Origin of the sequence: Clostridium grantii DSM 8605 (assembly GCF_900129965.1) — a bacterium.
GTDB lineage: Bacteria > Bacillota > Clostridia > Clostridiales > Clostridiaceae > Clostridium_AF > Clostridium_AF grantii.
In genome coordinates, this window is sequence record NZ_FQXM01000002.1 from 407,481 (window position 1) to 431,911 (window position 24,431).

21 protein-coding genes are annotated in these 24,431 nt (G+C 29.5%); 17 read left to right on the top strand and 4 right to left on the bottom strand.

Annotation, left to right across the window (positions count from 1 at the left end):
• Positions 1-8: 8 nt before the first annotated feature.
• Positions 9-650, bottom strand: a complete 642-nt coding sequence (locus BUB83_RS01840; protein ID WP_073336402.1) for a helix-turn-helix transcriptional regulator — start codon at positions 648-650, stop codon at positions 9-11.
• A 250-nt stretch (positions 651-900) separates the two neighbouring features.
• Here BUB83_RS01840 and ssnA point away from each other — a divergent pair, with 250 nt between their 5' ends.
• From ssnA to BUB83_RS01890, 11 genes are all read left to right on the top strand, one after another.
• A complete protein-coding gene (gene ssnA / locus BUB83_RS01845; RefSeq protein ID WP_073336404.1) occupies positions 901-2,232 on the top strand; it encodes a putative aminohydrolase SsnA in 1,332 nt (443 codons plus the stop codon).
• 16 nt (positions 2,233-2,248) lie between these two features.
• Positions 2,249-5,251, top strand: coding sequence for a putative selenate reductase subunit YgfK (gene ygfK, locus BUB83_RS01850; RefSeq protein WP_073336406.1), 3,003 nt, complete (start codon positions 2,249-2,251; stop codon positions 5,249-5,251).
• A 21-nt stretch (positions 5,252-5,272) separates the two neighbouring features.
• Positions 5,273-6,646 (top strand): dihydropyrimidinase, encoded by a 1,374-nt coding sequence (hydA, locus tag BUB83_RS01855; RefSeq protein ID WP_073336408.1) that lies wholly within the window; start codon positions 5,273-5,275, stop codon positions 6,644-6,646.
• Complete coding sequence (gene xdh / locus BUB83_RS01860) at positions 6,639-9,197, top strand: selenium-dependent xanthine dehydrogenase (protein WP_073336410.1); 2,559 nt, start codon at positions 6,639-6,641, stop codon at positions 9,195-9,197. The genes hydA and xdh overlap by 8 nt, the downstream gene beginning before the upstream one ends.
• A 293-nt stretch (positions 9,198-9,490) precedes the next feature.
• Entirely contained in the window at positions 9,491-9,637 is a 147-nt protein-coding gene (locus BUB83_RS22295; protein WP_207649317.1) for an MBL fold metallo-hydrolase, read from the top strand.
• A 137-nt stretch (positions 9,638-9,774) separates the two neighbouring features.
• Positions 9,775-10,212 (top strand): HI0074 family nucleotidyltransferase substrate-binding subunit, encoded by a 438-nt coding sequence (locus BUB83_RS01865; RefSeq protein ID WP_073336412.1) that lies wholly within the window; start codon positions 9,775-9,777, stop codon positions 10,210-10,212.
• A 4-nt stretch (positions 10,213-10,216) separates the two neighbouring features.
• A complete protein-coding gene (locus BUB83_RS01870) occupies positions 10,217-10,507 on the top strand; it encodes a nucleotidyltransferase family protein (RefSeq protein ID WP_073336414.1) in 291 nt (96 codons plus the stop codon).
• Between the two features lie 193 nt (positions 10,508-10,700).
• Complete coding sequence (locus tag BUB83_RS01875; RefSeq protein ID WP_073336416.1) at positions 10,701-11,972, top strand: hypothetical protein; 1,272 nt, start codon at positions 10,701-10,703, stop codon at positions 11,970-11,972.
• Between the two features lie 116 nt (positions 11,973-12,088).
• Positions 12,089-13,369 (top strand): MerR family transcriptional regulator, encoded by a 1,281-nt coding sequence (locus BUB83_RS01880; RefSeq protein WP_073336418.1) that lies wholly within the window; start codon positions 12,089-12,091, stop codon positions 13,367-13,369.
• A 69-nt stretch (positions 13,370-13,438) separates the two neighbouring features.
• Positions 13,439-13,987 (top strand): GNAT family N-acetyltransferase, encoded by a 549-nt coding sequence (locus BUB83_RS01885; RefSeq protein ID WP_073336420.1) that lies wholly within the window; start codon positions 13,439-13,441, stop codon positions 13,985-13,987.
• A 22-nt stretch (positions 13,988-14,009) separates the two neighbouring features.
• Positions 14,010-14,399 (top strand): hypothetical protein, encoded by a 390-nt coding sequence (locus tag BUB83_RS01890; protein WP_073336422.1) that lies wholly within the window; start codon positions 14,010-14,012, stop codon positions 14,397-14,399.
• Positions 14,400-14,513: 114 nt separating this feature from the next.
• Here the strand turns inward: BUB83_RS01890 and BUB83_RS01895 are convergent, their stop codons facing one another.
• Positions 14,514-15,755, bottom strand: coding sequence for an NAD(P)-dependent oxidoreductase (locus BUB83_RS01895; protein ID WP_073336424.1), 1,242 nt, complete (start codon positions 15,753-15,755; stop codon positions 14,514-14,516).
• A gap of 457 nt (positions 15,756-16,212) precedes the next feature.
• Here BUB83_RS01895 and BUB83_RS01900 point away from each other — a divergent pair, with 457 nt between their 5' ends.
• From BUB83_RS01900 to BUB83_RS01920, 5 genes are all read left to right on the top strand, one after another.
• Positions 16,213-17,871, top strand: coding sequence for a peptide ABC transporter substrate-binding protein (locus tag BUB83_RS01900; protein ID WP_073336426.1), 1,659 nt, complete (start codon positions 16,213-16,215; stop codon positions 17,869-17,871).
• Between the two features lie 75 nt (positions 17,872-17,946).
• Entirely contained in the window at positions 17,947-18,888 is a 942-nt protein-coding gene (locus BUB83_RS01905) for an ABC transporter permease (RefSeq protein WP_073336428.1), read from the top strand.
• Entirely contained in the window at positions 18,881-19,945 is a 1,065-nt protein-coding gene (locus tag BUB83_RS01910) for an ABC transporter permease (protein WP_084133347.1), read from the top strand. Before BUB83_RS01905 ends, BUB83_RS01910 begins: the two co-directional genes overlap by 8 nt.
• A 12-nt stretch (positions 19,946-19,957) precedes the next feature.
• Positions 19,958-21,037: an ABC transporter ATP-binding protein gene (locus BUB83_RS01915; protein WP_073336430.1), complete on the top strand. Its 1,080-nt coding sequence runs from the start codon at positions 19,958-19,960 to the stop codon at positions 21,035-21,037.
• Positions 21,027-21,953, top strand: coding sequence for an ABC transporter ATP-binding protein (locus tag BUB83_RS01920; RefSeq protein ID WP_073336432.1), 927 nt, complete (start codon positions 21,027-21,029; stop codon positions 21,951-21,953). Before BUB83_RS01915 ends, BUB83_RS01920 begins: the two co-directional genes overlap by 11 nt.
• Before the next feature lie 64 nt (positions 21,954-22,017).
• On the opposite strand, the gene BUB83_RS22165 is transcribed toward BUB83_RS01920, so the two are convergent.
• Positions 22,018-22,182 (bottom strand): hypothetical protein, encoded by a 165-nt coding sequence (locus BUB83_RS22165; RefSeq protein WP_200801415.1) that lies wholly within the window; start codon positions 22,180-22,182, stop codon positions 22,018-22,020.
• 121 nt (positions 22,183-22,303) lie between these two features.
• On the bottom strand, positions 22,304-22,849 hold the full coding sequence (locus tag BUB83_RS01925) for a type II secretion system protein (RefSeq protein ID WP_073336434.1): 546 nt from the start codon (positions 22,847-22,849) through the stop codon (positions 22,304-22,306).
• 194 nt (positions 22,850-23,043) lie between these two features.
• Here BUB83_RS01925 and BUB83_RS01930 point away from each other — a divergent pair, with 194 nt between their 5' ends.
• Entirely contained in the window at positions 23,044-24,387 is a 1,344-nt protein-coding gene (locus BUB83_RS01930; RefSeq protein ID WP_073336436.1) for an MBL fold metallo-hydrolase, read from the top strand.
• Positions 24,388-24,431: the final 44 nt, after the last annotated feature.

Here is a 24,431-nt window from a genome sequence, read left to right on the forward strand (position 1 = left end):
ATTTTATATTAAAATTTATTTTTAATATCTACATAATTGTAGATAGAATACTTTGAAATACCAAAAAAGTTTGCTATTTTATCGCCAGCTTTGGTGATTAAGAAAGCACCAGAGTCATTTAGAAATTGAATAGCTACAATTTTTTCTTCCTTGCTCATTAATGGAACAGGCTTACCTATTTTTTTTACTGATTCGCTTAACAAATCATCAAGAAGTTGATTTACATTCTGAGGAATTGTGCTTGCATCTTGAATAGAATCAGTATGGCTAATTAAAGACTCTATGCAATTGCTAGATATAGTGAGTTCAGTAATGTCATAATTAATACAAAAGATAGCTATAGGTTTATTTTTATCATCTCTTATATAAATTGTACTTGATTTTAAAATCTTTCCATCTTGAGTTTTGGTTATGTAATTTAATTTATCCTCAATGCTATCTGGGGAATGCTTAAGAGCATCTAAAACAATACGCGAAGGGCCATCATCATTGCTTCTGTGAGTTACATGACCGTTTTCTATTAAGATTATAGGATAATCTTTATAGCCAGAAGATAAATCATGGATAAGAACTTCACAATTTCTCCCAAATTGAGATGTGATACCTTTTGCTAATCTTTTCATAAAATCCAAATTTGAAACATCACTCATAAAAAAACCCCTTATTTTTATATTATAGTAAAGAATCATATTCACATAATGAAAACTTGGAAACAATTTATGAGTTAAGTATATCAATAAAATTTTTGAAAATCAATGGATTTATAAAAAAATTTTTTAAGTTTACAAAAATATTTTTATAAATCCATTGACTGTAATCTTAAGTAAATGATAAAATATACTTGTAAATGGTAAAGATTAATTTATCTAAGTTTATTCTTTTAAATATAGGAGGGGTAATATGATATTAATAGGCAATGGAAAATTATTGACAAGAGATGATAATAATACATTTATAGAAAATGGATGTGTATGTATTCAGGATAATGTTATCGTTGATTTGGGAACTACTGAAAACATGAAGAAAAAATATGAAAGTGCTGAGTTTGTAGATGCAAAAAAAGGGTTAATTATGCCTGGAATGATTAATACACATCATCATATATATAGTTCTTTTGCTAGAGGACTTTCAATTAACAATCACAATCCTAAAAATTTTGGCGATATTCTTGAAGGTATGTGGTGGAAAATAGATAGATTGTTGACACTTGAAGATACAAGATATAGCGCTTTATCAACATATTTAGATTGCATAAGAAATGGAGTAACAACTGTTTTTGACCATCATGCAAGTTATGGTAATATTGAAGGAAGTTTATTTCAAATTTCAGATATAGCTAAAGAATTAGGAATTCGAACATCTTTATGTTATGAAGTTTCTGATAGAGACGGATCTGAAAAAATGAAACAAGCTGTTAAAGAAAACGTTGATTTCATGAAGTATGTTAAAAAGGATTCTTCCGATATGCAAAAGGGAATGATGGGACTCCACGCTTCTTTTACATTGAGTAATGAAACCCTTGAATATTGCGCTAAAAATATGCCTTATGATGCAGGATACCATGTGCATACAGCTGAAGCCATAGATGATGTATACGATTCCTTAAAAAAATATAATAAAAGAGTTGTAAATCGTTTATTTGATAATAACATTTTAGGAGAAAAAACTATTGCGGTTCACTGTATTCATACTAATAATGGGGAACTAGATTTATTAAAGGAAACAAATACAATGGTTGTACATAATCCTGAATCTAATATGGGTAATGCAGTGGGATGTACACCAGCTTTAGAAATGATTAAAAAAGGAATAACATTAGGTCTTGGAACTGACGGATATACAAGTGATATGTTTGAATCTATGAAAGTTGCTAATATTCTACATAAACATCATAACTGTAATCCATCCGTTGCATGGGGAGAAGTACCTTTAATGCTTTTCGAAAACAATTCAAAAATTGTGAATAGATTCTTTGAAAAGCCGGTTGGTGTTATAGAAAAAGGAGCTTATGCTGATGTTATAGTGGTTGAATATGATCCTTTAACACCTTTTAATGCAAACAATGCAAATTCTCATATCTTATTTGGAATCAATGGAAGATGTGTAACAACTACAATGATAAATGGTAAGGTTATTATGAAAGATCGTGAAATAATAGGTATAGACACAGAACAAATCATGGCAAAATCAAGAGAATTATCTACCAAACTATGGAATAAAATTAATAAATAAGGAGGAAACAGTAACTATGAGTGATAGAATGACACCTATTTCGTTTGAAGATTTAATGCAATGGATAATTACAGAAAACAAAAAATACGGAACAATTTTCGGGGTAAATAAATTTTTTAAAAAACAAGATAGTAAGGTCCTTGAAATCTTTAATGAAAGCATTGAAACTCCTTTTGGACCAGCAGCAGGACCTCATACACAATTAGCACAAAATATTATTGCAGCATATCTATCAGGATGTAGATTTTTTGAATTAAAAACTGTACAAACTCTTGATGGAGAAGACTTGCCAGTATCAAAACCTTGTATTAGTGCTAAAGATGAAGGGTATAACGTTGAATGGTCAACTGAACTTAGAGTTCCAGAGGCTTATGAAGAGTATGTTAAAGCTTGGTTTGCATTGAAAATATTATCTAAGGAACTTGAACTTGGAAGTAGTGATGGATTTATTTTTAACATGAGTGTAGGGTATGATTTTGAAGGTATTTCCTCACCAAAAATAGATAAATTTATTATGGGGCTTAAGGATGCTTCTAAAACTAAAATATGGGAAGAATGTAGAACTTACATCTTAAACAATATTGAAAAATTTGAAAATATAGATAAAGTATATGTGGATAGTATTTCTCCTAAAGTATGTAGCTCAATTACTTTATCTACTTTGCATGGATGTCCTCCACAAGAAATCCAGCGTATTGCATCATATTTGATAAATGAGAAAAAATTAAATACTTATGTAAAATGTAATCCTACATTACTAGGTTATGAATTTGCTAGAAAAACTTTAGATAACATGGGATATGATTATATTTCTTTTGATGAACATCATTTTAATGATGATTTACAATTTTCTGATGCTATAGTTATGTTTAAATACCTACAAGATTTAGCAAAGAAACAGGAATTATCCTTTGGAGTTAAATTAACCAATACTTTCCCAGTTGAAATTAAAAATAATGAATTGCCTGGAGAAGAAATGTATATGTCTGGTAAAGCTTTATATCCTTTATCAATAGAGTTAGCTCATAGACTATCAAGTGAATTTGAAGGAAATCTTAAAATTTCTTATTCAGGTGGAGCAGATGTATTTAATATTAATGAAATATTTGAAACAGGAATTTGGCCAATAACAATAGCTACAACACTTTTAAAAGTTGGTGGATACGAAAGAAATTTCCAAATTGCGGAAAACTTAAATCAATTAGAATATAGCGACAAGTATGTTATGGATAATGAAAAGTTAAAGAAATTAAAAGAAAAATCAGTAGTTGATATTCATCATATAAAAGCTATAAAGCCTATGCCAAATCGAAAAGTAACAGATAAAGTACCATTAACGGATTGTTTTATGGCTTCTTGCCAAAAGGGATGTCCAATATCACAAGATATTCCAGAATATATACGTCTTGTGGGAGAAGATAAACATTTAGAGGCCTTGAAAGTTATTGTAGAAAAAAATCCACTTCCTTTTATCACTGGTACCATATGTAGTCATGCTTGTATGAGTAAATGTAGCAGAACTTTCTATGATGAATCTGTGAATATAAGAAATGTAAAATTACAAGCAGCAGAAAAAGCTTATGAAGATTTAATGAAGGAAATTTCGCAAACTTCAAAAAGTGATGTAAAAATTGCTGTTGTTGGAGGCGGTACAACAGGTTTATCAGCAGCATATTTTCTTGCAAAAGAAGGATTGGATGTAACCATCTTTGAAAAAAGGGATTCTTTAGGTGGAATAGTTAAACATGTTATTCCAGAATTTAGAATGTCATCAGATGCCATTCAAAATGATATTGATTTAATTTGTAAATTAGGGGTTAAAATTGAATTAAATTCTCAAAAAACTTCGGTTCAGCAGTTAAAAGAAGAAGGATATAAATATATATTATTTGCAACAGGGGCATGGGAACCAGGTATGTTAGATATTGAAGGTGGAAATGTAATTAATGTAATCCACTTTTTAGAAAAATTAAGAAATAAAGATGAAGAATTGAAAATTGGTAAAAATGTTGTTGTAATAGGCGGAGGAAATACCGCTATGGATGCAGCTAGAGCAGCTAAAAGAGCAGATGGAGTAGAAAATGTTTATATAGTTTATCGTAGAACAAAAAGGTACATGCCTGCTGATGAAGAAGAATTACACTTGGCACTTGAAGATGGTGTGGAATTTAAAGAATTATTAGCGCCAGTAAAAATAAGTAATGGAGCCCTTATCTGTAAGGTTATGAAGCTAGGAGAGCCAGATGAGAGTGGTAGAAGAAAGCCAATTGCAACTGATGAAACAGTAGAAATTCTTGCAGATACTATTATAGCAGCGGTAGGAGAAAAAATTAACACTACAATGTTTGAGGAAAACAATATCAAGGTAAATGATAGAGGCTTTGTACAGGTTGAGCCAACAACATTAGAAACAAATATTGAAAAAGTTTATGTGGCTGGGGATGCTTTACGTGGACCTTCAACAGTAGTAGAGGGGATAGCAGATGCAACAAAATTCGCAAGAACTATAGTTAAAAAAGAAAAAAATTGTGATTTGCAAATGAATCTTCCAAAAGTAAGTACAAATATTGAAATACCTATAGCTAAAAAAGGAATACTTAAAATGGCTATATATGATAAAAATGAAAGTAGCAGATGTCTTGAGTGTTCAACTATATGTGAATTTTGTGTTGATGTTTGTCCTAATCGTGCTAATGTAGCAATAAAAGTAAAAGGAAATAAAGCACATCAAATAGTTCATATTGATAAAATGTGTAATGAATGTGGAAATTGTGAAGCTTTCTGTCCATATAATAGTGCTCCATACAAAGAAAAATTCACATTATTTAGTACAGAAAAAGATTTTAAAGATAGTGAAAATCCAGGTTTTGTATTAATTAATGAAGAAGAAAAGATAATTAAAATTAGATTAAAGAACCAAGCTCAAGAGGTTAAACTTGAAAATAATGATACAAGTATACCTAAAGAAATAGAAAATATGATTTGGGCTTTAATTCAAGATTATAGTTATATGTTCTAAAAATTGATGAGGTGATTTTAAATGTCAATCATTATAAAAGGAGGAACAATTGTAACTCCTACAAGAAGTTATTTATCTGATATCAAAATTAAAGATGAAATAATAATTGAGATTGAACAAAACTTGGTAGATTCTGAATCAGAAATTATAGATGCAACTGGGTGTTTATTGTTCCCAGGGTTTATTGATTCTCATACACATTTTGATTTAGATACAGGATATACAAGAACAGCAGATGATTTTAAAACAGGTACTGCAGCAGCTATCATTGGGGGAACAACATCTATTTTGGATTTTGCAACTCAGAATAAAGGGGAAACTTTAAATGAAGCTTTGAAAAATTGGCATGATAAAGCTAAAAATGTTTCTAGTTGTGATTATGGATTCCATATGGCAATTACAGAATGGAATGAAGATATAAAAAAAGAGTTAGAATCAATGACTAATGAAGGAATAACTTCTTATAAAGCTTACATGGCTTATGACAGCTTGAGGCTTAATGATGGGGATATTTACACTATCTTAAAAGCTTTAAAAAAGTATAATGGAATACTTGGAGTTCATTGTGAGAATGGTGATCTTGTAAATACATTTATAAAAGAGCAGTTAAAGGAGGGGAATACTTCCCCTTCAGCTCATCCATTATCTAGACCTAATAAAGTGGAATCAGAAGCAATTTCAAGATATATAAATATTGCAAGTTTAGCAGAATCACCTATAAATATAGTACATTTAAGTACCAAAGAAGGTATAGAAGAAGTAATAAAAGCTAGAGAAGCTGGACAAAAGGTTTATGTGGAAACTTGCCCACAATATTTACTATTGGATGATAGTTTATATGTGAATGAAGATTTTGAAGGAGCAAAGTACGTTTTATCACCACCGTTAAGGAAAAAGGAAGACATTGAAATGTTATGGCAAGCTTTATCAAAAGGATATATAGATACCATTGGAACAGACCATTGTAGTTTTAATTTAGAAGGTCAAAAAACTCATGGAATAAATGATTTTAGTAAAATTCCAAATGGAATACCAGGAGTTGAACATAGGCCAGTTCTTATATATGAGTATGGAGTAAATAGGGGAAGAATAACAAAGGAACAAATGTGTGGATTACTCAGCGAAAATGTAGCAAAGCTGTTTGGAATGTTTCCTAAAAAAGGGGTACTTCAAGTTGGAAGTGATGCAGATATAGTTATATGGGATACAAAAAAGCAAGGAATTATATCAAAAGATAATCAAAAACAAAATGTTGATTACACTCCTTATGAAGGATTTAAAACTACAGGAAAAGCAAAACATGTTTTTTTAAGAGGAAGTCAGGTTGTAAAAGAAGGGTCTATTATAAACTCAAATTCAGGAAAATATATTAAACGAGGTGAAACTAATGTTTGATTTTATTGTAAATGGTAAAGATGTAAGTTCTAAAAAAGATGAGAAATTACTTGCATTTTTAAGAGAAGATTTAAATTTAGTTTCTGTTAAAAATGGATGTTCTGAGGGTGCATGCGGTACTTGTATGGTTATAGTTGATGGAGTGGCAAAAAAAGCATGTATTTTAAAAACAAGCAAGCTAGAAGGTAAAAATATTGTAACAGTTGAAGGACTTTCAGACAAAGAAAAGAATGCTTATGGGTATGCTTTTATGCAAGCTGGTGCAGTTCAATGTGGATTTTGTACTCCGGGAATGGTTATAAGTGCAAAAGCTTTAATCGATAAAATAGATAATCCAAGTGAAAAAGAAATAAAAAATGCTTTAAAGAATAATATTTGTCGTTGTACAGGATATGTAAAAATAATTGAGGCTGTGAAGTTAGCTGCAAAATTATTAAGAGAAAATTCAAATATTCCTGTTGATGAATGTAAAGGTTTAGTAGGAGAAAGATTTAATAGAATTGATGCATTTGATAAAGTCCTTGGTATAGCAGAATATGTAGATGATATGCGTATTGAAGGGTTAATTCATGGGGGAGCAGTGAGGACTAAATACCCTCGTGCTTTAATAAAAAGCATAGATATTAGTGAAGCTAAAAAATTGAAAGGTGTTCATGCAGTAATTACAGCAGATGAGTTACCAGGAAATCAAAAACTTGGACATATAGTTAAAGATTGGGATATATTAATACCAGAAGGTAAAATAACTCATTATTTAGGAGATGCTATAGTTTTAATAGCTGCTGAAACATTAGAAATATTAGAAGAAGCTAAAACTTTAGTGAAAATTGAGTATGAAGAATTAGTCCCAGTTACATGTCCAGAAGATGCAATGAAAGGCGATGCTCCTGAGATACATGCCACTGGTAATGTATTAGCAACAGAAAACTTATCTTTTGGTAATGCAGATAATCGTATTAAAAATTCAAAATATGTTGTAACAAATAAATATAGTACACCTTTCACAGAACATGCATTCTTGGAAACTGAAACAGCAATTGCACAGCCTGATGGGAATGAAGGAATAATAATATATTCTGCAGATCAAGGGATTTACCAAACATTAAAGGAATGTTCAGAAGCTTTAGGACTAGACCAAAGTAAAGTAAGAGTTATAAGTAAAATCGTTGGAGGAGGTTTTGGAGGTAAGGAAGATATGAGCGTTCAACATCATGCAGCAATTCTTGCTTATGTTTCTAATAAACCTGTAAAGTTTGCATTGAGTCGCAAAGAAAGTTTAATTGTGCATCCTAAACGCCACGCAATGGAAATGGAAGTTACAACAGCTTGTGATGAAGATGGAAATTTAACTGCAATGAAAGCTTATATAATTGCTGATACTGGAGCTTATGCATCTTTGGGAGGACCAGTTTTACAGAGAGCATGCACTCATGCAGCAGGACCATATAATTATCAAAATGTAGAAATAATAGGGAAAGCATTATATACAAATAATCCACCTGCAGGAGCATTTAGAGGATTTGGGGTAACACAAAGTTGTTTTGCAACAGAAAGTAATTTAAACCAACTTGCAGAAATGGTAGGAATAACTCCTTGGGAAATAAGATATAAGAATGCAATTAGGCCTGGCCAGGTGTTGCCAGATGGGCAAATTGCAGATGATTCTACATGTCTTGTTGAAACATTAGAGGCAGTAAAAGAAATATGTGAGAAAAATCCTAAGGCTGGAATTGCTTGTGCTATGAAAAATAGTGGGCTTGGAGTTGGAATTCCTGATATAGGACGGTGCAAACTAATAGTTAAAGATGGTAAAATATACATTCACACAAGTGCCGCTTGTATCGGACAGGGACTTGGAACAATACTTACTCAAATTGTTTGTGAAACTCTTAATATATCAGCAGATAAAGTTGTGCATGCAACACCAGACACTGCACTATCTCCTAATTCAGGGAATACAACAGCATCAAGGCAAACTTTATTTACTGGGGAAGCAACAAAAAGAGCGGCTAGAAATCTGCTTGATTTATTGAGTTATCAAACCCTAGAAAACTTGGATGGAGAAGTATTTGAAGGTGAGTTTAAAGGTAGAACTGATAAAATGCATTCAACAAAACAAAATCCTGTAAGTCATGTTGCTTATGGATATGCAACAAATGTTGTTATATTAAATGAGGAAGGTAGAATTGAAAAAATAATAGCAGCTCATGATGTGGGTACTCCAATAAACCCAAAAAATATTGAGGGTCAAATTGAGGGTGGGGTAGTTATGAGCCTAGGTTATGCTTTGACAGAAGATTATCCTCTTAAAAACAGCGTACCAACAGCAAAATTTGGAACTTTAGGATTATTTAAAGCAACAGAAGTACCAGAAATAGAATCAATAATTTTGGGTAATGCAAATAGTCATTTATCCTATGGTGCAAAGGGAATAGGAGAAATATGTTCAATACCTACGCCACCTGCTGTTGCAGCAGCTTATTATAATTATGATGGAAAGTTCAGAACAAAGTTACCAATTTCAGATACGCCATATACCAAAAAAAAATAATCTTAAAATATAAAGCTGCCCTCAAAATATGATGGCAGCTTTATATTTTGAGATAAGATTTTTTTTATTTGCAACTAATTTGTAAAGTATTGAGAATTTTTATAGTATATAATAGGATATATATATAACAATAGGAATTATTTAAATTTCTTATATTGCAAACAGTAGTTATCACAAAATTATTTTTAATTTAAAAGGAGGCATATTTATGTGGACAAGAGAACTAATTAAAGAAAGAGCAAAAGATGTTTTAAGAACTACTTATTAGAAGGCTTTTCTTGACTGGAGATACATTGACAATAAAAAATGGTAAAATAAAACCGTTTTTTTGGTTGCAAAATATGAATACAAAAGTACAAAAAGAATCAATTGAAAAGCTTGTGAAAATAGAAAATATAAAATACATTTGTACAGGACATAGTGGATATTTGATTAAATAGATGATGGAATAAATGGTGCAAGAGAGTTTGCTAAAAAGATGATGTGTAAATAATAAAACAATGTTTATGATTTCTAAGAAATGGTATATAATAATGTTAAGAAAAAAATATTAAGAATCATTGAAGGAAAATAATAATTGAGTGGTATATTAGAAAAACATAATGAATCCATAAATTTAACATACAATTATACCTATAGAATGTTGGTTCATCTGAAAAACATAAAAGAAAATTTTAACAAATTAGATAATCCGGATGATATAACAATTGAAGTATATAGAGATTCTATTATTAAAAAATATGAAACATTAGAAGACTTGACATGGAAGTTACTATCTAAGATATTCAAAGCATCTGGATTAGAGATAAATAATCCTAGAGGGTGTTATAAGCAAGCTTTTAAAGAAAATCTTATAGATGATATAAGTATGTGGAATGACATTTTGCTATCAAGAAATAGTAATTCTCACATTTATAATGAAGAAGATTATGAAGACATAAAAGATAAAATTTTAGATGAGTATATTGATGCTATAGAAAAATTATTAAGAAATATTTCTGAAAAAGTGATGTGATTATATGTATGGCATAAATGAGAAAGTATATAAAAACTTAATTAATTACTTTACAAATAATACTGAAATTAAAAAAGTGATTTTATTTGGTTCTAGAGCTAAGGGAATGGCTAACTTTAATTCAGATATAGATTTATGCGTAAATTATTTAGGGGTAAATAAAGGAAGTATTGTAGAAGATATTGATGAATTAATAGGTATTTACTCCTGTGATATTGTTTTTGAAAATTCTTTAAATGAAGAGATCAGAAATCAAATTGATAGTCATGGGGTTGAAATTTATAAAAAAGTATAGGAAGTTTAGTAGAAGAACCTATGCTTACTAGGAAACTTTTAACAATCTTTCTAGTAAGCATTTTCTATTCAAAACATTATTGTTTTTTTTGAATAAAAAAGGTAATAAGAATTTCCTATAGTATAGCAATAAGAGATTATGGCAATACAAAAAAACTTATAGGATTTTAAGTTTTCGAAAGGAGCAAACTTGAATGAATGAAGTAACTTTTAATACGCAATTCCAAGAATTAACCTATGCATATGAGGAAATATGGTGGAGTACCAATAAGCAATTTCCTAAATTAGATAATAGAACAAGCTTTTGGGATAAAAAACGTAAAGAATTTTCAACGGATAGATTTATTGAGGATTTTCTTAAGAATATTAAGAGTTTTCCTGAAAATCAGCAGGAAAAATTTAAGTGGAGAATTGAATTTCAAAAGTTATTAAATAAGTTTATTCTAGAGATTGGTATAATCAGTGAAAATGATAAAGAAATTCTTTTAAATAAGGATTTAATAAAAAGTACACAAGATTTTATAAATGAATCAAAACTATTTAATGAAAAAATGCCTATGGAAGATATCGGACAAGCACTAAGGAATTTATGGATTATAAACATATCTCAGTTACTACTCTCTAAAAAACCAGAAATTAGCCCTTCTATCTTTGGGTATAGTATGTTATATCCTTACACTGATAATTATCTAGATGACATAAGTATTTCTTTGGAAAATAAGAAAGAGTTTAATAATAAACTAGCAAGAAGATTAAAGGGAGAATTAATAAAAGTAAACAATGACCATGAAAAACAGGTTTTTGCTTTGGTTTCCATGATAGAAAGCCAGTATGATAGAAATGAATATTCAAGTATTTTTCATAGCTTAGCTATGATCCATAATGCTCAAAGAGAAAGTGTTAAGCAGCAACATAAAAAATCAACTCCTTATGAAACAGATATTTTAGGTATAAGTTTAAAAAAAGGAGGGGCTTCAGTTTTAACAGATGCTTATTTAATAAATGGGGAATTAAATGATAAATGCAAAGAATTTTTCTTTGGTTATGGATTTTTACTTCAGCTTTGTGATGATTTACAAGATGCCAAGGAAGATTTGAAAAATGGAAATATGACAATGTTTTCTCAAATTGCTACAAAATATCCACTAGATAATATTACAAATGGATTAATTAATTTCATTTTTGATTTACTCAATAATGAGACCTGTTTTAAGTGTGAAAATCTTGAACAATTAAAAACCTTAATACGAAAAAATTGTAGTCTACTTACTTACTTTGCTATAGCAAGAAATAAATCTTTCTATAGTACCTACTATTATAAAAACATAAAAGCCTATTTCCCTTATACGGATAGATATATGAATAATCTAGGGAAAAAAATGAAGAATAAGTTCTCAAAACTTGAAGAAAGTTATAATGGTACAAAAGTGGAAGATATACTGCTGTATGCTTTGGACTATAATTAAGTGAAAATTTTTTAGAAGTTGTAATTCTTTTGTCGTCCAAATTGTATAAATTTATGATAATATAAATATTAAGAATTCAATGGTATAATATCCTATAATGTTGAAAGGATATAAATATGAAAAGTGGAGAAGTTCAAATTTTAACTGGATTAGATGCAGAAACTATAAAATTTTATGAAAGTGAAAAGCTTATTTGTATTAAACGAGATAATGATTCTAATGAAATATATGATGATGAAACAATTAATCAAATAAAATCAATTAAATTATTATTTAAACTTCAAATTCCAATTTCGAAAATTAAAGATTGGTCTCAAGGAATTATAAATTTAGAAAGTCTTTTGAAAGAAAAATTAAAGGAAATTGATAAACATGAAGTGGTTATTTCAAACAAAAAAGAAGCATATAAAGGAATTATTAAAGAATTAAAAAAGAATGGAAAAACTGATGTAGACGTTTTTTTAGAGATTGTAGAGATTTTTCAAAGTGAAGAATATTTGGATTTCAATAATGAATTGAAAGATATATTACAGCCCTCATTAACAATTCAGATTCTTAATACCTTGATCCTTTCAGGGCCATTATTCTGGCTTTGGATTAATTTAAGTGGTCATAAGTATGAGTTTATTGTAGAAAATATTATTATTTCTTTGATTTGCACTGTTTTGTTAACGCTTTGTTGGAAGAGTTATTTTCAAAAGAAAAAGAATAATAAAAATGAGAATATAGGATGTTTGCTTTCGTTTTTGGGACTTATAGGAGCTCTTTTTTTAACTATATGGAGTTTTATATTTATAAGTCAACTTCAAGAAAAAATATTTGTACCAGATGAATATTTGCTTTATATGTTTAAGCCACCATATTCATATATGATTTTCTTTTTTGAAATTGAACTTATTATTTTTATTATATATATAATCAATAAAATTAATAAAAGTAGTGAGTGGAAATGGGCAGTAAGTATATTTAATATATTTAAAAAGAAAGTATTAATTATAGTAGTAGCTAATATTTTTCTTATTTATGCATGCGTTACTGGAATAACAGTGGTTACAAAGAATAGAATTGTGGATTATAGTTTTTACAAACCATCAGGTGTAATATATTCATATAATGATATTGTAAAAGTTGAAACTGGATTTAAAGGAAAATTTTTAGGAAGATTTCGTAAAAATGCTGGGGAATTTTATTATATTGTAAATTTTACTAATGGAAGTAAAGTTAATTTATATCAAGGGAATAGTTCATTAGAAGATACTTACTTAGAATTAGAAATTATAGATGATTTAATAATGAAAACTTCTGCAGAAAAAATAGCATCTCCAGAAAATAGTGAGTATTGTGATCTAGATCAAAGGTATATTGATAGATTTTTAAGGATTGTATCAAATAGATAAAAAGTATTGAATTATTAGGAGGCGGCATGGAAACCGCCCCTACAGTTTTATATTACGGAGGAGCATACTATGCAGAATAATAATCTAGAAAAAATAAAATCAAGTTATACAATTAGAGCGGTTCAATACACTGATGTAGAGGATATTTATAATCTTAGAATAATGGATGGGGTTCGTGAAAATACCATGAGTTTATTTTCACAGACAATGGATAAAACAGAGAATTTTATAAAAAATCTATCATCTGATGATCATGTTATGGTAGCTGAAATTGAAGAAAATGGAGTTAAAAAAGTAATTGGTATTGCAGCACTGAATATTATGAAATCACCTCGTGCTAGACATAGCGGATCTTTAGGAATAAGCATACATGCAGATTATCAAGGGATAGGAGTTGGTAAAGCACTTATGGGAAAACTCATTGATTTAGCGGATAACTGGTTGATGCTAGTAAGAATAGAATTAGGAGTTTTTACAGATAATATGGCAGCAATTAAATTATATGAACACTTTGGATTTGTTAAAGAAGGAGAAAAGAAATATGCACTTATAAGAAATGGGAAATACGAAAATGAATATTTGATGGCTAGATATAATGATAAGCTTTTATTGAGATAGTACAAAGGAGAGTGGCAAAAAAATGAAGTTTACAATATTAATTATGTATATTTGTATTATCTTTTTTTTAGAAAATAAATATGAGATAGTAAATAGATTTGAGAATAAGGAAAATACTAGATTTAAAAAAATAATTAATTATATGTGTTTAATAGCTATTATATTATTTTTGCTTGTTCATTTATTATTGCCTAAACTTAATGTTCATGGAATTAAAAATACTTATATTGAGTCAATACTTAGTTTCCCTATTTTTCTAAGATATTATATTCACATAAGAGTAAGAGAAATAAATAGAAATAAACAACAGCAAATAAAAAAAGAACCTATCCAGTTAAATTTTTGTTATTTCTGTGGCAGTGAATTAAATGGAAGTAATATTTGTCCAAGTTGTGGTAAAGTATTGGAATAAAATAATAGCATAAAATATTAGTATATATTTCAAAAGTGTTATCTGGTAATGATACAAAATTAGATTTAATTAAGAAGCCCTTTAAGCTGAAAAGGGCTTCTTTTAATAATATTTTTATTTTAATTTTTCCATAACATATTTATCTATAACATCTGCAACTTGCTTTGAAAGTCTTACTGCTTCTACCACAGTCTTAGCACCTGTAACCACATCACCAGAAGCAAAAACACCTTCTCGAGTTGTTTTACCTGTTTCATCAGTAGATACCAAGCCATTATTGCCTATAGCTATACCTTTTGTTGTTGTAACAATATTTGCCCTAGGGCCTTGACTAATTGAAATAATTACTGAATCTGCTTCAAATAGGTTTTCAGTATTTTCAACTGTGGTAAAATTTTCTGTGCCATACTCATCAATGGATTTAATAGTAGATGAATAAATAACTCCTTGATCAACTATTTCAATTGGGGTTTTAAATAGTTCAAATTTAACACCATCTATTTTAGCATATTCCACTTCATGTTTTTCAGCAGTTATATCTTCCATTCCACCTCTATATAGTATGTAAACTTCACGAACGCCTTTTCTTAGTGCAGTTCTAGCTACATCAATAGCTACATTTCCTGCACCAATAATACAAAGTTTATCACCTAAAGTATAAACATCTGGATTTTTAAGATAATCAATTGCATAATGAACATGGCCAAGACTTTCTCCTTTTATGCCAAGAGATTTAGGTTTCCATACACCTGTCCCTATAAAAACAGCTTTATAACCATCCCTAAATAAATCATCAATTGTTAGCACTGGTCCTATTAATGTATTTGGTCTTATTTTTATACCAAGTTCTAGCATTTTATCTTTTAATCTAACTAAAATAGCTTTTGGAAGTCTAAATTCTGGAATACCATACATAAGTACTCCTCCAATTCTATCATGAGCCTCAAAAATAGTTATATCATATCCTCTAGAAGCTAGAATAAATGCTATTGTTATACCAGCGGGGCCAGAACCTATAATAGCAATCTTTTTTTCGCGATTTTTTTCACAAGAAGACTCAACAAATTTAAGATAATAATCGGAAATGTAGTTTTCTATGGAACTTATATTAACTGAATCCCCTTTAATTCCTAGAACACAATTACCTTCACACTGTCTTTCATGGGGACAAACTAAGGAACAAATTAAAGTTAATGGATTATTATCGAACAACATTTTACCAGCATTTAATATGTCTTTATCCAAAAACATTTGTATCATTTCCTTGATATTAGTGTTTACTGGACACCCTTTCTGGCATCTAGGAACTTTACATTTTAAGCATCGATTTGCTTCGCTAACTAAATTATTTTGCATTACCACACCTCCGTAAATTCTTAGAATAATCAATATAGCTACTTGCTTGATATAATATCATATAATTACATTTATGTTCAATAATTGATTTATTATTAACAAAGATAAAGAATAATATTCTTAATTGTATAAGGCGCTGTATATACTTTAATTTATATAAAAAAATTCCAACAACAAGAGAAAAGGTTATCATTGTGAAATGGAAAATATATTGAAAATTATGACCAGTTTTTATTAATTAAAGAAAGAAAAAATATTTAAAAAGTAAGCTAAACAAAAAAAAATTTTTTTATAAAATTATTAGATTTATATCAAAATGAGCTAAGTGTTAACAATGTTTCAGCTTGACAAAGAAAAAAATAGATATATAATAATATGTAATAGCAAATGGGGAAAATTAAGTTATATAAGTAAAATATTACTTGATTCTTTTGTTTACAATCACAGGGGGGATAATATGAAAAGCGTTAAAAAATTATTGGCTTTAGTAATGGCTCTTTCATTGACAGCTAGTTTAATGGCATGTGGCAATGGAAATAGTACAAACACTAATACCACTAAAACACCGGAAACAACAGCAGAAACAGGGAAAAATTTAAAAGTTCAATTTGATGTTGAAGTTGCATCAATGGATCCACAAATTGCAACAGATGGTACTTCATTTGAAGTTCTAGCGGCAGTAACAGAAGGATTATATTCTGTTGACGAAGCAGGTTCTCCAATTATGGCAATGGCAGAAAGTGTTGATAAAAGTGAAGATGGATTAAATTACACAGTTACATTAAAAGATGCAAAATGGTCAAATGGTACTGCAGTAACAGCAAATGACTTTGTATTTGCTTGGAGACGTCTTGTTGATCCAAATACAGCTAGTGAATATGCATTTATAGCTGGTATTGCTGGCATTAAAAATGCTGATGAAATTGCAGCAGGAGAAAAAGGAATAGAAGAATTAGGAGTAACAGCTAAAGATGATAAAACTTTAGTAGTAGAATTATCACATCCTGTTACATTCTTTGAATCATTAATGTCATTTCCTTCTTTTTTACCAGTTAATGAAGAATTCTTCACAAAAAGTGGAGATAAATTTGCAACATCACCAGATACTATTTTAAGCAATGGCCCATTTAAAATTAATTCTTATGAACCAGCAGCAACAACAATAGTATTAGAAAAAAATGCTGACTACTGGGATGCGGCAGCGGTTAAAATAGATGGTATACAATACCAAGTAATAAAAGAAGCACAACAAACAATGCTTGCATATCAAAATGGAGATTTAGATGTAGCAACACTTTCAGGAGAGCAAGTAGAACAATTTAAGGGAGATGCTGAATTTAATAATGTTATGGCAGGATATTTATGGTATATTTCTCCTAATCAAAAAATTCCAGGATTAGAGAATGTAAATCTTCGTAAGGCGCTTGCTTTATCATATGATAAAAAAGCAATTGCGGATAACATATTAAAAGATGGTTCTATAGTAGCGGACTTTGCAGTTCCTTCATTACTTGCAACAGGACCAGATGGAAAAGATTATCGTGAAACTTCAGAAACTTATTTATCTACTGATAAAGCAAAAGCAGTTGAATATTTTAATAAAGCTAAAGAAGAATTAGGAAAAGATTCTTTTGAGTATACATTAATTGTAGAAGATACAGAGTCAGCTCAAAATGTAGCTCAATTTATTCAATCAGAAATTCAAACAACTCTTCCAGGTTTTAAAATCAATCTTGAAACAATGCCTAAGAAGAATAGAGTTGAGAGAATGCAAAATGGAGACTTTGAGGTTGGACTTACTCGTTGGGGACCAGACTACTCAGATCCAATGACTTATTTAGATATGTGGACTACAGACAGTCCAAACAACTATGGTTTTTGGTCAAATACTGATTATGATGCAATAATTCAATCTGCTAAAGATGGTGATTTATCTTTAGACCCAGAAAAAAGATGGGAAGAATTGAAGAAAGCAGAAGCAATGGTAATGGATGAAGCAGTAATTCTACCAGTATATCAAAAGGGTAGCGCAGTTATGATTAAAAGCGGCGTAGAAGGTATTGAGTTCCATTCTGTTGGGGTAAATAGAATTTTCAAGAATGTTACTATAAAATAAAATTTAGTATTCATTATTAAACATTACAGTGGTTAATTTTAACCACTGTAATGTTGGTTAAAGGAGCGGTTGCATATGAAAAAATACTTGCTTAAAAGAATAGCAATTTCTATAGCTACATTACTAGCAATTTTATTAATATTATTTTTAATGCTGGAGTTAATGCCAGGATCTCCCTTCAATGATGAAAAATTAACGGTGGATCAAGTTGCTTTGTTAAATGCAAAATATGGATTAAATCAGCCAGTATTTATAAGATTTCTAAATTATATAAAGAATATGCTTACAGGAGACTTTGGCGTTTCTTATACAATTTCTAAAAATACACCTATTGCTACTTTACTTACATCTAGATTGCCAATTTCATTAAGAATTGGAGGACAAGCTGTATTACTTGGAACATTAATAGGAATAATTTTGGGAATAGTAGCGGCTTTAAAACATAACACTATTTGGGATACTCTTACAACTGTAATTTCAGTTTTAGGTGTAAGTTTGCCTTCTTATGTATTTGCATTGGCATTATCTTATTATTTAGGATATAAATTATCTTGGTTTCCATTATTATATTCAGTAGACTCGCCTTTGAAATCTTCAGTGCTTCCTACAATAGCTTTATGCATGTTTACAATAGCTACAATAGCTCGTTTTACAAGAACAGAAATGTTAGAAGTGCTAGGTTCAGATTATATGCTTTTGGCGGAAAGTAAAGGAATAAGTGGACTTCAATTAATTTTTCAATATCAATTAAGAAATGCATTAATTCCAATAATCACTGTTTTAGCACCATTAATAGTTGGATTAATGACAGGAAGTTTAGTTATTGAAAAGATTTTTTCTATACCAGGAATAGGAAGTCTCTTGGTAACTGCAATTCAATCAAATGACTACAACGTAATTGTAGCACTAGCATTTATTTATAGTGCTATGTATATAGGAATTATGCTTGTTGTGGATATATTATATGGAATTATTGATCCAAGAATAAGATTAGCAAAGGAGGACAACCATGAGTAATATGGTAAGTGATGAAAATATAGAGTTTTTACCTAATGATTTTGAAATAATGGGAGAAGAGAACTTAGCTCAGGTTGATAATATTTTTGCTAGTCAATCTTATTGGAAAGATGTATTGCATCGGTTTGTTAAAAACAAAGGTGCTATTATAGGATTAGTTTGTATAATATTGATTATAATTATGGCTATAATTGGAATTGGAATTAATGAAAATACTTATGATTCTCAAATTATTCAACATCAAAATCTTGCACCTAGAATCCCTTTTTTAGAAAAATTAGGGATATTTGATGGTAGTGAGAAAATGAATACATCTTCAGGTGTAGTTGAAGTAAATAAATATGTTTCAAATGATGGAAGCACAACTGGATTAGAAAACGTTTATTATTGGTTTGGAACTGATGTTTTAGGAAGAGATATTTTTACTAGAACATGGATGGGAACTAGAATTTCTCTTTATATTGCATTGATGGCTGTTTTAATAGATATGTTTTTTGGTTTAACATATGGTTTGCTTTCAGGTTATTTTGGAGGAGCAGTTGATAATGCAATGCAGCGTTTTGCAGAAATATTAAATGGTATTCCTAATTTGGTAATTGTTACTTTGCTAATTATAGTTTTAAAACCAGGATTAATGACAATTACATTTTCTCTTATGATAACCGGGTGGATTGGGATGAATAGAATTGCAAGAGCACAAATGTTGAAATTAAAAGAGCAAGAATTTGTATTAGCATCTAGAACTTTAGGAGCAAAAGATTTGTTTATTATTTTCAAAGAAATCCTTCCAAATATTTTTGGGCAAATAATAACAAATACAATGTTCTCTATACCAAACGCAATATTTACAGAAGCTTTTTTAGCTTTTATTGGATTAGGAGTTCCAGCTCCAATGGCATCTTTAGGGTTATTAATAAGTGATGCATTTAAATCATTTACCACTCACCCTTATATGATAGTGCCACCAATAGTAGTTCTTGCAATTTTAATGCTAAGTTTTAACACTTTAGCAGATGGTATAAGGGATGCATTTGACCCTAAAATGAAAGAAATGTAGGAGGAGAAATAGATGGAAAAAGAAAAAGTATTATCAATTAAAGATTTATCTATATCCTTCAACACATCATCAGGAAAGGTAGATGCTATTCGTGGGGTAGGATTAAACTTATATAAAGGCGAAACATTGGCTATAGTAGGGGAAAGTGGTAGTGGAAAATCAGTTACAATGAAGGCTGTTATGGGTATACTTAGCAGTAATGGAGAAGTTAATTCAGGAAGTATTAATTATTTTTACTATAGAAATAAAGAAAAAGTTCAAGTAGATATTTTAAAAATATCCAAAAAAGAGATGAGAAAAAGAATAAATGGTAAAAGAATAGCAATGATTTTTCAAGATCCTATGACATCATTAAATCCAACCATGACAATTGGATCTCAAATCATGGATGGAATGATTTGGCATTATAAAACTCCTAAGAAAGAAGCTCAAAAAAAAGCAATTGAATTATTAGAACTTGTTGGTATTAATGATGCAGAAAAACGTATGAAAAATTATCCTCACCAATTATCAGGTGGAATGAGACAAAGGGTTGTTATAGCTATAGCTTTAGCTTGTAACCCAGATTTACTAATATGTGATGAACCTACAACTGCTTTAGATGTTACTATACAAGCTAAGATATTAGAATTAGTAAAAGATATTCAAAAGAAAATGAATATCTCAGTAATATATATTACTCATGATTTAGGAGTTGTTGCTAAAGTAGCAGATTATGTAGCGGTTATGTATGCAGGTAAAATAGTTGAAAAAGGGACAATAGATGAAATATTCTATGATCCAAGGCATCCATACACTTGGGGATTATTATCTGCAATGCCTGATCTAGACACTAATGATGATAAGCTTTATACAATACCGGGTTCTCCTCCAAACTTGACACAAAAAGTACAAGGAGATGCTTTTGCACCAAGAAATATTTTTGCATTAAATATTGATAATCGTCTTGAGCCTCCAATGTTTAAAATTTCGGATTCTCATTATGCAGCAACTTGGTTATTGCACGAAAATGCGCCTAAAGTTGATATGCCAGCTGAGTTGAAGAAAAGAATAGAACGAATGTTAAAGGAGGCAGAAGAAAATGGAAAATAAGCACCCTTTACTAGAAGTAAAAGAATTAAAACAATATTTTAAAATGAGTAAAAAATTCACAGTGAAAGCTGTAAATGGAGTTACATTTGAAATATATCCAGGGGAAACCTATGGGCTGGTAGGGGAATCAGGAAGTGGTAAATCTACCATTGGAAGAGCCATAATTCGTTTATACAATCCTACAGCAGGAAAAATAGATTTTGATGGAGTGGATATTTCGGGTAAATTAAGTGAGAAAGAGAAAAAGCATTTAAGAATTAATATGCAAATGATTTTCCAAGATCCTATGGCATGTTTAAATCCTCGTAAAAAAGTAATGGATATTATTGCACAAGGATTAGATGTGCATCATTTATATAATAATAAACAAGAACGTGAAGAAAAAGTTTTTAAAATCTTGGAAAAAGTAGGGTTGTCAAAAGAACATGCAAATAGATATCCTCATCAATTTTCAGGAGGCCAAAGACAAAGAATTGGGATAGCAAGAGCGCTTATAATGAATCCTAAATTAATAATAGCAGATGAAGCTATTAGCGCTTTGGATGTGTCTATTCAAGCACAAGTGGTAAACTTAATGAAAGATATTCAAAAGGAAACAAATACGGCTTTTTTATTTATAGCTCATGATTTATCAATGGTTAAATATATTTCAGACAGAATTGGAGTATTACATCTAGGATATCTACTAGAAACAGGAACAAAGGAAGAGATTTTTACAAATCCAATCCATCCTTACACTAAGTCATTACTATCAGCAATTCCTCATCCAAATCCAATAGTGGAAAAAGTGAGAATATCTGAAACTTATGACTATGAAACTAGTGGAATAGATTATACAAAAGGTGTTAAGCAACATATAGGTGGAACTCATTATGTTCTTGCCAGTGAAGAGGAACTTAAAAGTTGGAAAAAATAAAAAAAGGGATAGTATATTTGTTCAAAAAAAGAACTTATATACTATTCTTTTCTTTTGTTAAATGTTATCCTTGGTTATTTATATGGGGACTTTGAGTTCCTTCTCTTTCAATAGAGTGTTTTTTCATAGTTCTATTTTTGTTTTTTCCTTCTTCACTAGCTAAAGAAGTTTGGTAATTACATTTTTCAGCTCTAACATCTTTTTTATCTATTTGACTATCTTTAGGCATTGTAATTCCTCCTATATATAAATTTTATTTCTCTCTTATTATGAATGAAAATATAAAAAAATATTCTAATAATATATGAGAATATTATTAGAATACTTTGAATCCTTTAAGTAAGAATATATTAGTTAAGATTATTAATTATGTATATTGGCCACCTATTCTTATTTTCCCATCTAAAGTTTCCACTATTAGCACCATCACTATCATCAAATTCTTTGTCCATATATGTTATTATTTCTTCATCATATTCTTGTAGAGAAATTTCTATGCATAAAAAACTTTTACTATTAATTGTTCTTGTATCTAGTTGGTAATCATCATTACTGTCGTTTTTAGCATTACTTTTTTCATTAAATGGATTTAAAGGCCAAAATTCTAGATATGGACCATTCCATCCAGTTGGATGAGTAGTAGATGTATCTAATAATTCTTCTTTATTAGTATAATTGTGGTTGTTTATCTTAGGCCATGCTCCAGTATCTACATAATGAAAATTGCAAGCTTCCTCTAAAACGCGACAATCAACTATAACTTTACTTGCTTTTGATAATTTGATGTAATCTGTAAATTTGGGTATTGCTACAAAAGATAAGATTCCTAAAATTGAAATAACTATAATGAGTTCTATAAGTGTAAAACCTTTTTTTCTTGCATTATTTTTTTGCATTAACTTAACCACCTATCATTATACATTTAATATACTAATACATATGATTATATCTCACAATATGGTAATTTTCAAGGTGAAGACTTCTATAAAACCTTTATATTAAAGTATATTATCGAGTATCTTAACATTTTGTCGAAAATAGTTTAATATAATATATATATATTTTTTTTACGAGGGAGATTAAAAAATAAATGATAAAAAACAGAAGAAAACAAAAAAATCATAAATTCAAACTTACAGCCAGTATAGTTATTTTGTTATTAACCGCTTTTTTTACTACAGCTTGTGGAAATGTAGGTAGTGATAATTCCTATAACAATGAAAAAACACCAGCAGTTAGTGAAAATGAAGAAAACAAAAATTTAGTAGATTTAAACGGAGTATTAAAGGTGCATTATATCAATGTAGCTCAAGGAGATGCAATTCTTATTCAATGTGATGATGAAAATATGATAATAGATGCAGGAAAAAATAATAAAGCAGGATTAGTGGATTATTATTTAAAAGAGCAAGGAGTTGAGAAATTAGATTATGTAGTTGGCACTCATCCTCATGAGGATCACATTGGGGGACTAGATCTTGTAATTGATACCTATGATATAGGTACAATTTTAATGCCTAAGATTACAGCTACTACTCAAACTTTCAAAGATTTAATTACTTCTATAAATAATAAAGATTTAAAAATTACAGAACCTATTGCTGGGACAACTTATGAATTAGGAAAAGCAACCTTTGAAATTTTAGCTCCAAATAGTAGCGATTATAGTGATACAAATAATTATAGTATTGTAATTAAACTAACTTATGGAGATACAAGCTTTCTATTCACTGGGGACTGTGAAGATGTTAGTGAGGAAGAAATGGTAGCAAAGGGATTAGATTTAAAAGCAGATGTACTTAAAATAGGGCACCATGGAAGTCGTGATTCTACCATAGATGAGTTTTTGTTAGCTGTTGATCCTATGTATGCAGTAATAAGTGTAGGTAGAGTAAATACATACGGACATCCTCATAAAAGGGTTATGGATAAATTAAAAGAAAAAAATATTGATGTTTATAGAACTGATGAAAGTGGCACAGTAATAGCTTCAAGTGATGGAAATAATATTACTTTTAATACTTCCCCAGATAGCTATGATTATAGGGATGGAGATAAAAGCGGTTTAGTTGATGATAATGATGATAGTAATTATCCAGACGGAAGTAACAATAATTTATCAGTGGAAACAACTAATGATGATAGTGAAATTTTTATAGCTAATATTGATAAAGTAGGAGAAATAGTTACTATTAAAAATAATTCAAATAAAGATCAGAATTTAAAAGGATGGACTTTACTTTCTGTTACAGGAAACCAGGAATATATTTTTGAAGATTTTATTATTGAAGCAGGTACTTCTATAACTATTGCAAGTGGTAAAGCACAAGGGGATATCAAATGGGGTACAGCTAATATATGGAATAATACTGGTGATGATAATGGGATTTTAAAAGACAATAATGGGAACATTATCTCAAAATTTACATATTAAAGAAAAAATACCTCATATGAATGCCATATGAGCTATTTTTTTCT

Bases quoted from the DNA above. Each gene is read 5' to 3' on its own strand.
- BUB83_RS01840 (WP_073336402.1), bottom strand. From the start codon at position 650: ATGAGTGATGTTTCAAATTTGGATTTTATGAAAAGATTAGCAAAAGGT.
- ssnA (WP_073336404.1), top strand. From the start codon at position 901: ATGATATTAATAGGCAATGGAAAATTATTGACAAGAGATGATAATAAT.
- ygfK (WP_073336406.1), top strand. From the start codon at position 2,249: ATGAGTGATAGAATGACACCTATTTCGTTTGAAGATTTAATGCAATGG.
- hydA (WP_073336408.1), top strand. From the start codon at position 5,273: ATGTCAATCATTATAAAAGGAGGAACAATTGTAACTCCTACAAGAAGT.
- xdh (WP_073336410.1), top strand. From the start codon at position 6,639: ATGTTTGATTTTATTGTAAATGGTAAAGATGTAAGTTCTAAAAAAGAT.
- BUB83_RS01870 (WP_073336414.1), top strand. From the start codon at position 10,217: ATGTATGGCATAAATGAGAAAGTATATAAAAACTTAATTAATTACTTT.
- BUB83_RS01875 (WP_073336416.1), top strand. From the start codon at position 10,701: ATGAATGAAGTAACTTTTAATACGCAATTCCAAGAATTAACCTATGCA.
- BUB83_RS01880 (WP_073336418.1), top strand. From the start codon at position 12,089: ATGAAAAGTGGAGAAGTTCAAATTTTAACTGGATTAGATGCAGAAACT.
- BUB83_RS01885 (WP_073336420.1), top strand. From the start codon at position 13,439: ATGCAGAATAATAATCTAGAAAAAATAAAATCAAGTTATACAATTAGA.
- BUB83_RS01890 (WP_073336422.1), top strand. From the start codon at position 14,010: ATGAAGTTTACAATATTAATTATGTATATTTGTATTATCTTTTTTTTA.
- BUB83_RS01895 (WP_073336424.1), bottom strand. From the start codon at position 15,755: ATGCAAAATAATTTAGTTAGCGAAGCAAATCGATGCTTAAAATGTAAA.
- BUB83_RS01900 (WP_073336426.1), top strand. From the start codon at position 16,213: ATGAAAAGCGTTAAAAAATTATTGGCTTTAGTAATGGCTCTTTCATTG.
- BUB83_RS01905 (WP_073336428.1), top strand. From the start codon at position 17,947: ATGAAAAAATACTTGCTTAAAAGAATAGCAATTTCTATAGCTACATTA.
- BUB83_RS01910 (WP_084133347.1), top strand. From the start codon at position 18,881: ATGAGTAATATGGTAAGTGATGAAAATATAGAGTTTTTACCTAATGAT.
- BUB83_RS01915 (WP_073336430.1), top strand. From the start codon at position 19,958: ATGGAAAAAGAAAAAGTATTATCAATTAAAGATTTATCTATATCCTTC.
- BUB83_RS01920 (WP_073336432.1), top strand. From the start codon at position 21,027: ATGGAAAATAAGCACCCTTTACTAGAAGTAAAAGAATTAAAACAATAT.
- BUB83_RS22165 (WP_200801415.1), bottom strand. From the start codon at position 22,182: ATGCCTAAAGATAGTCAAATAGATAAAAAAGATGTTAGAGCTGAAAAA.
- BUB83_RS01925 (WP_073336434.1), bottom strand. From the start codon at position 22,849: ATGCAAAAAAATAATGCAAGAAAAAAAGGTTTTACACTTATAGAACTC.
- BUB83_RS01930 (WP_073336436.1), top strand. From the start codon at position 23,044: ATGATAAAAAACAGAAGAAAACAAAAAAATCATAAATTCAAACTTACA.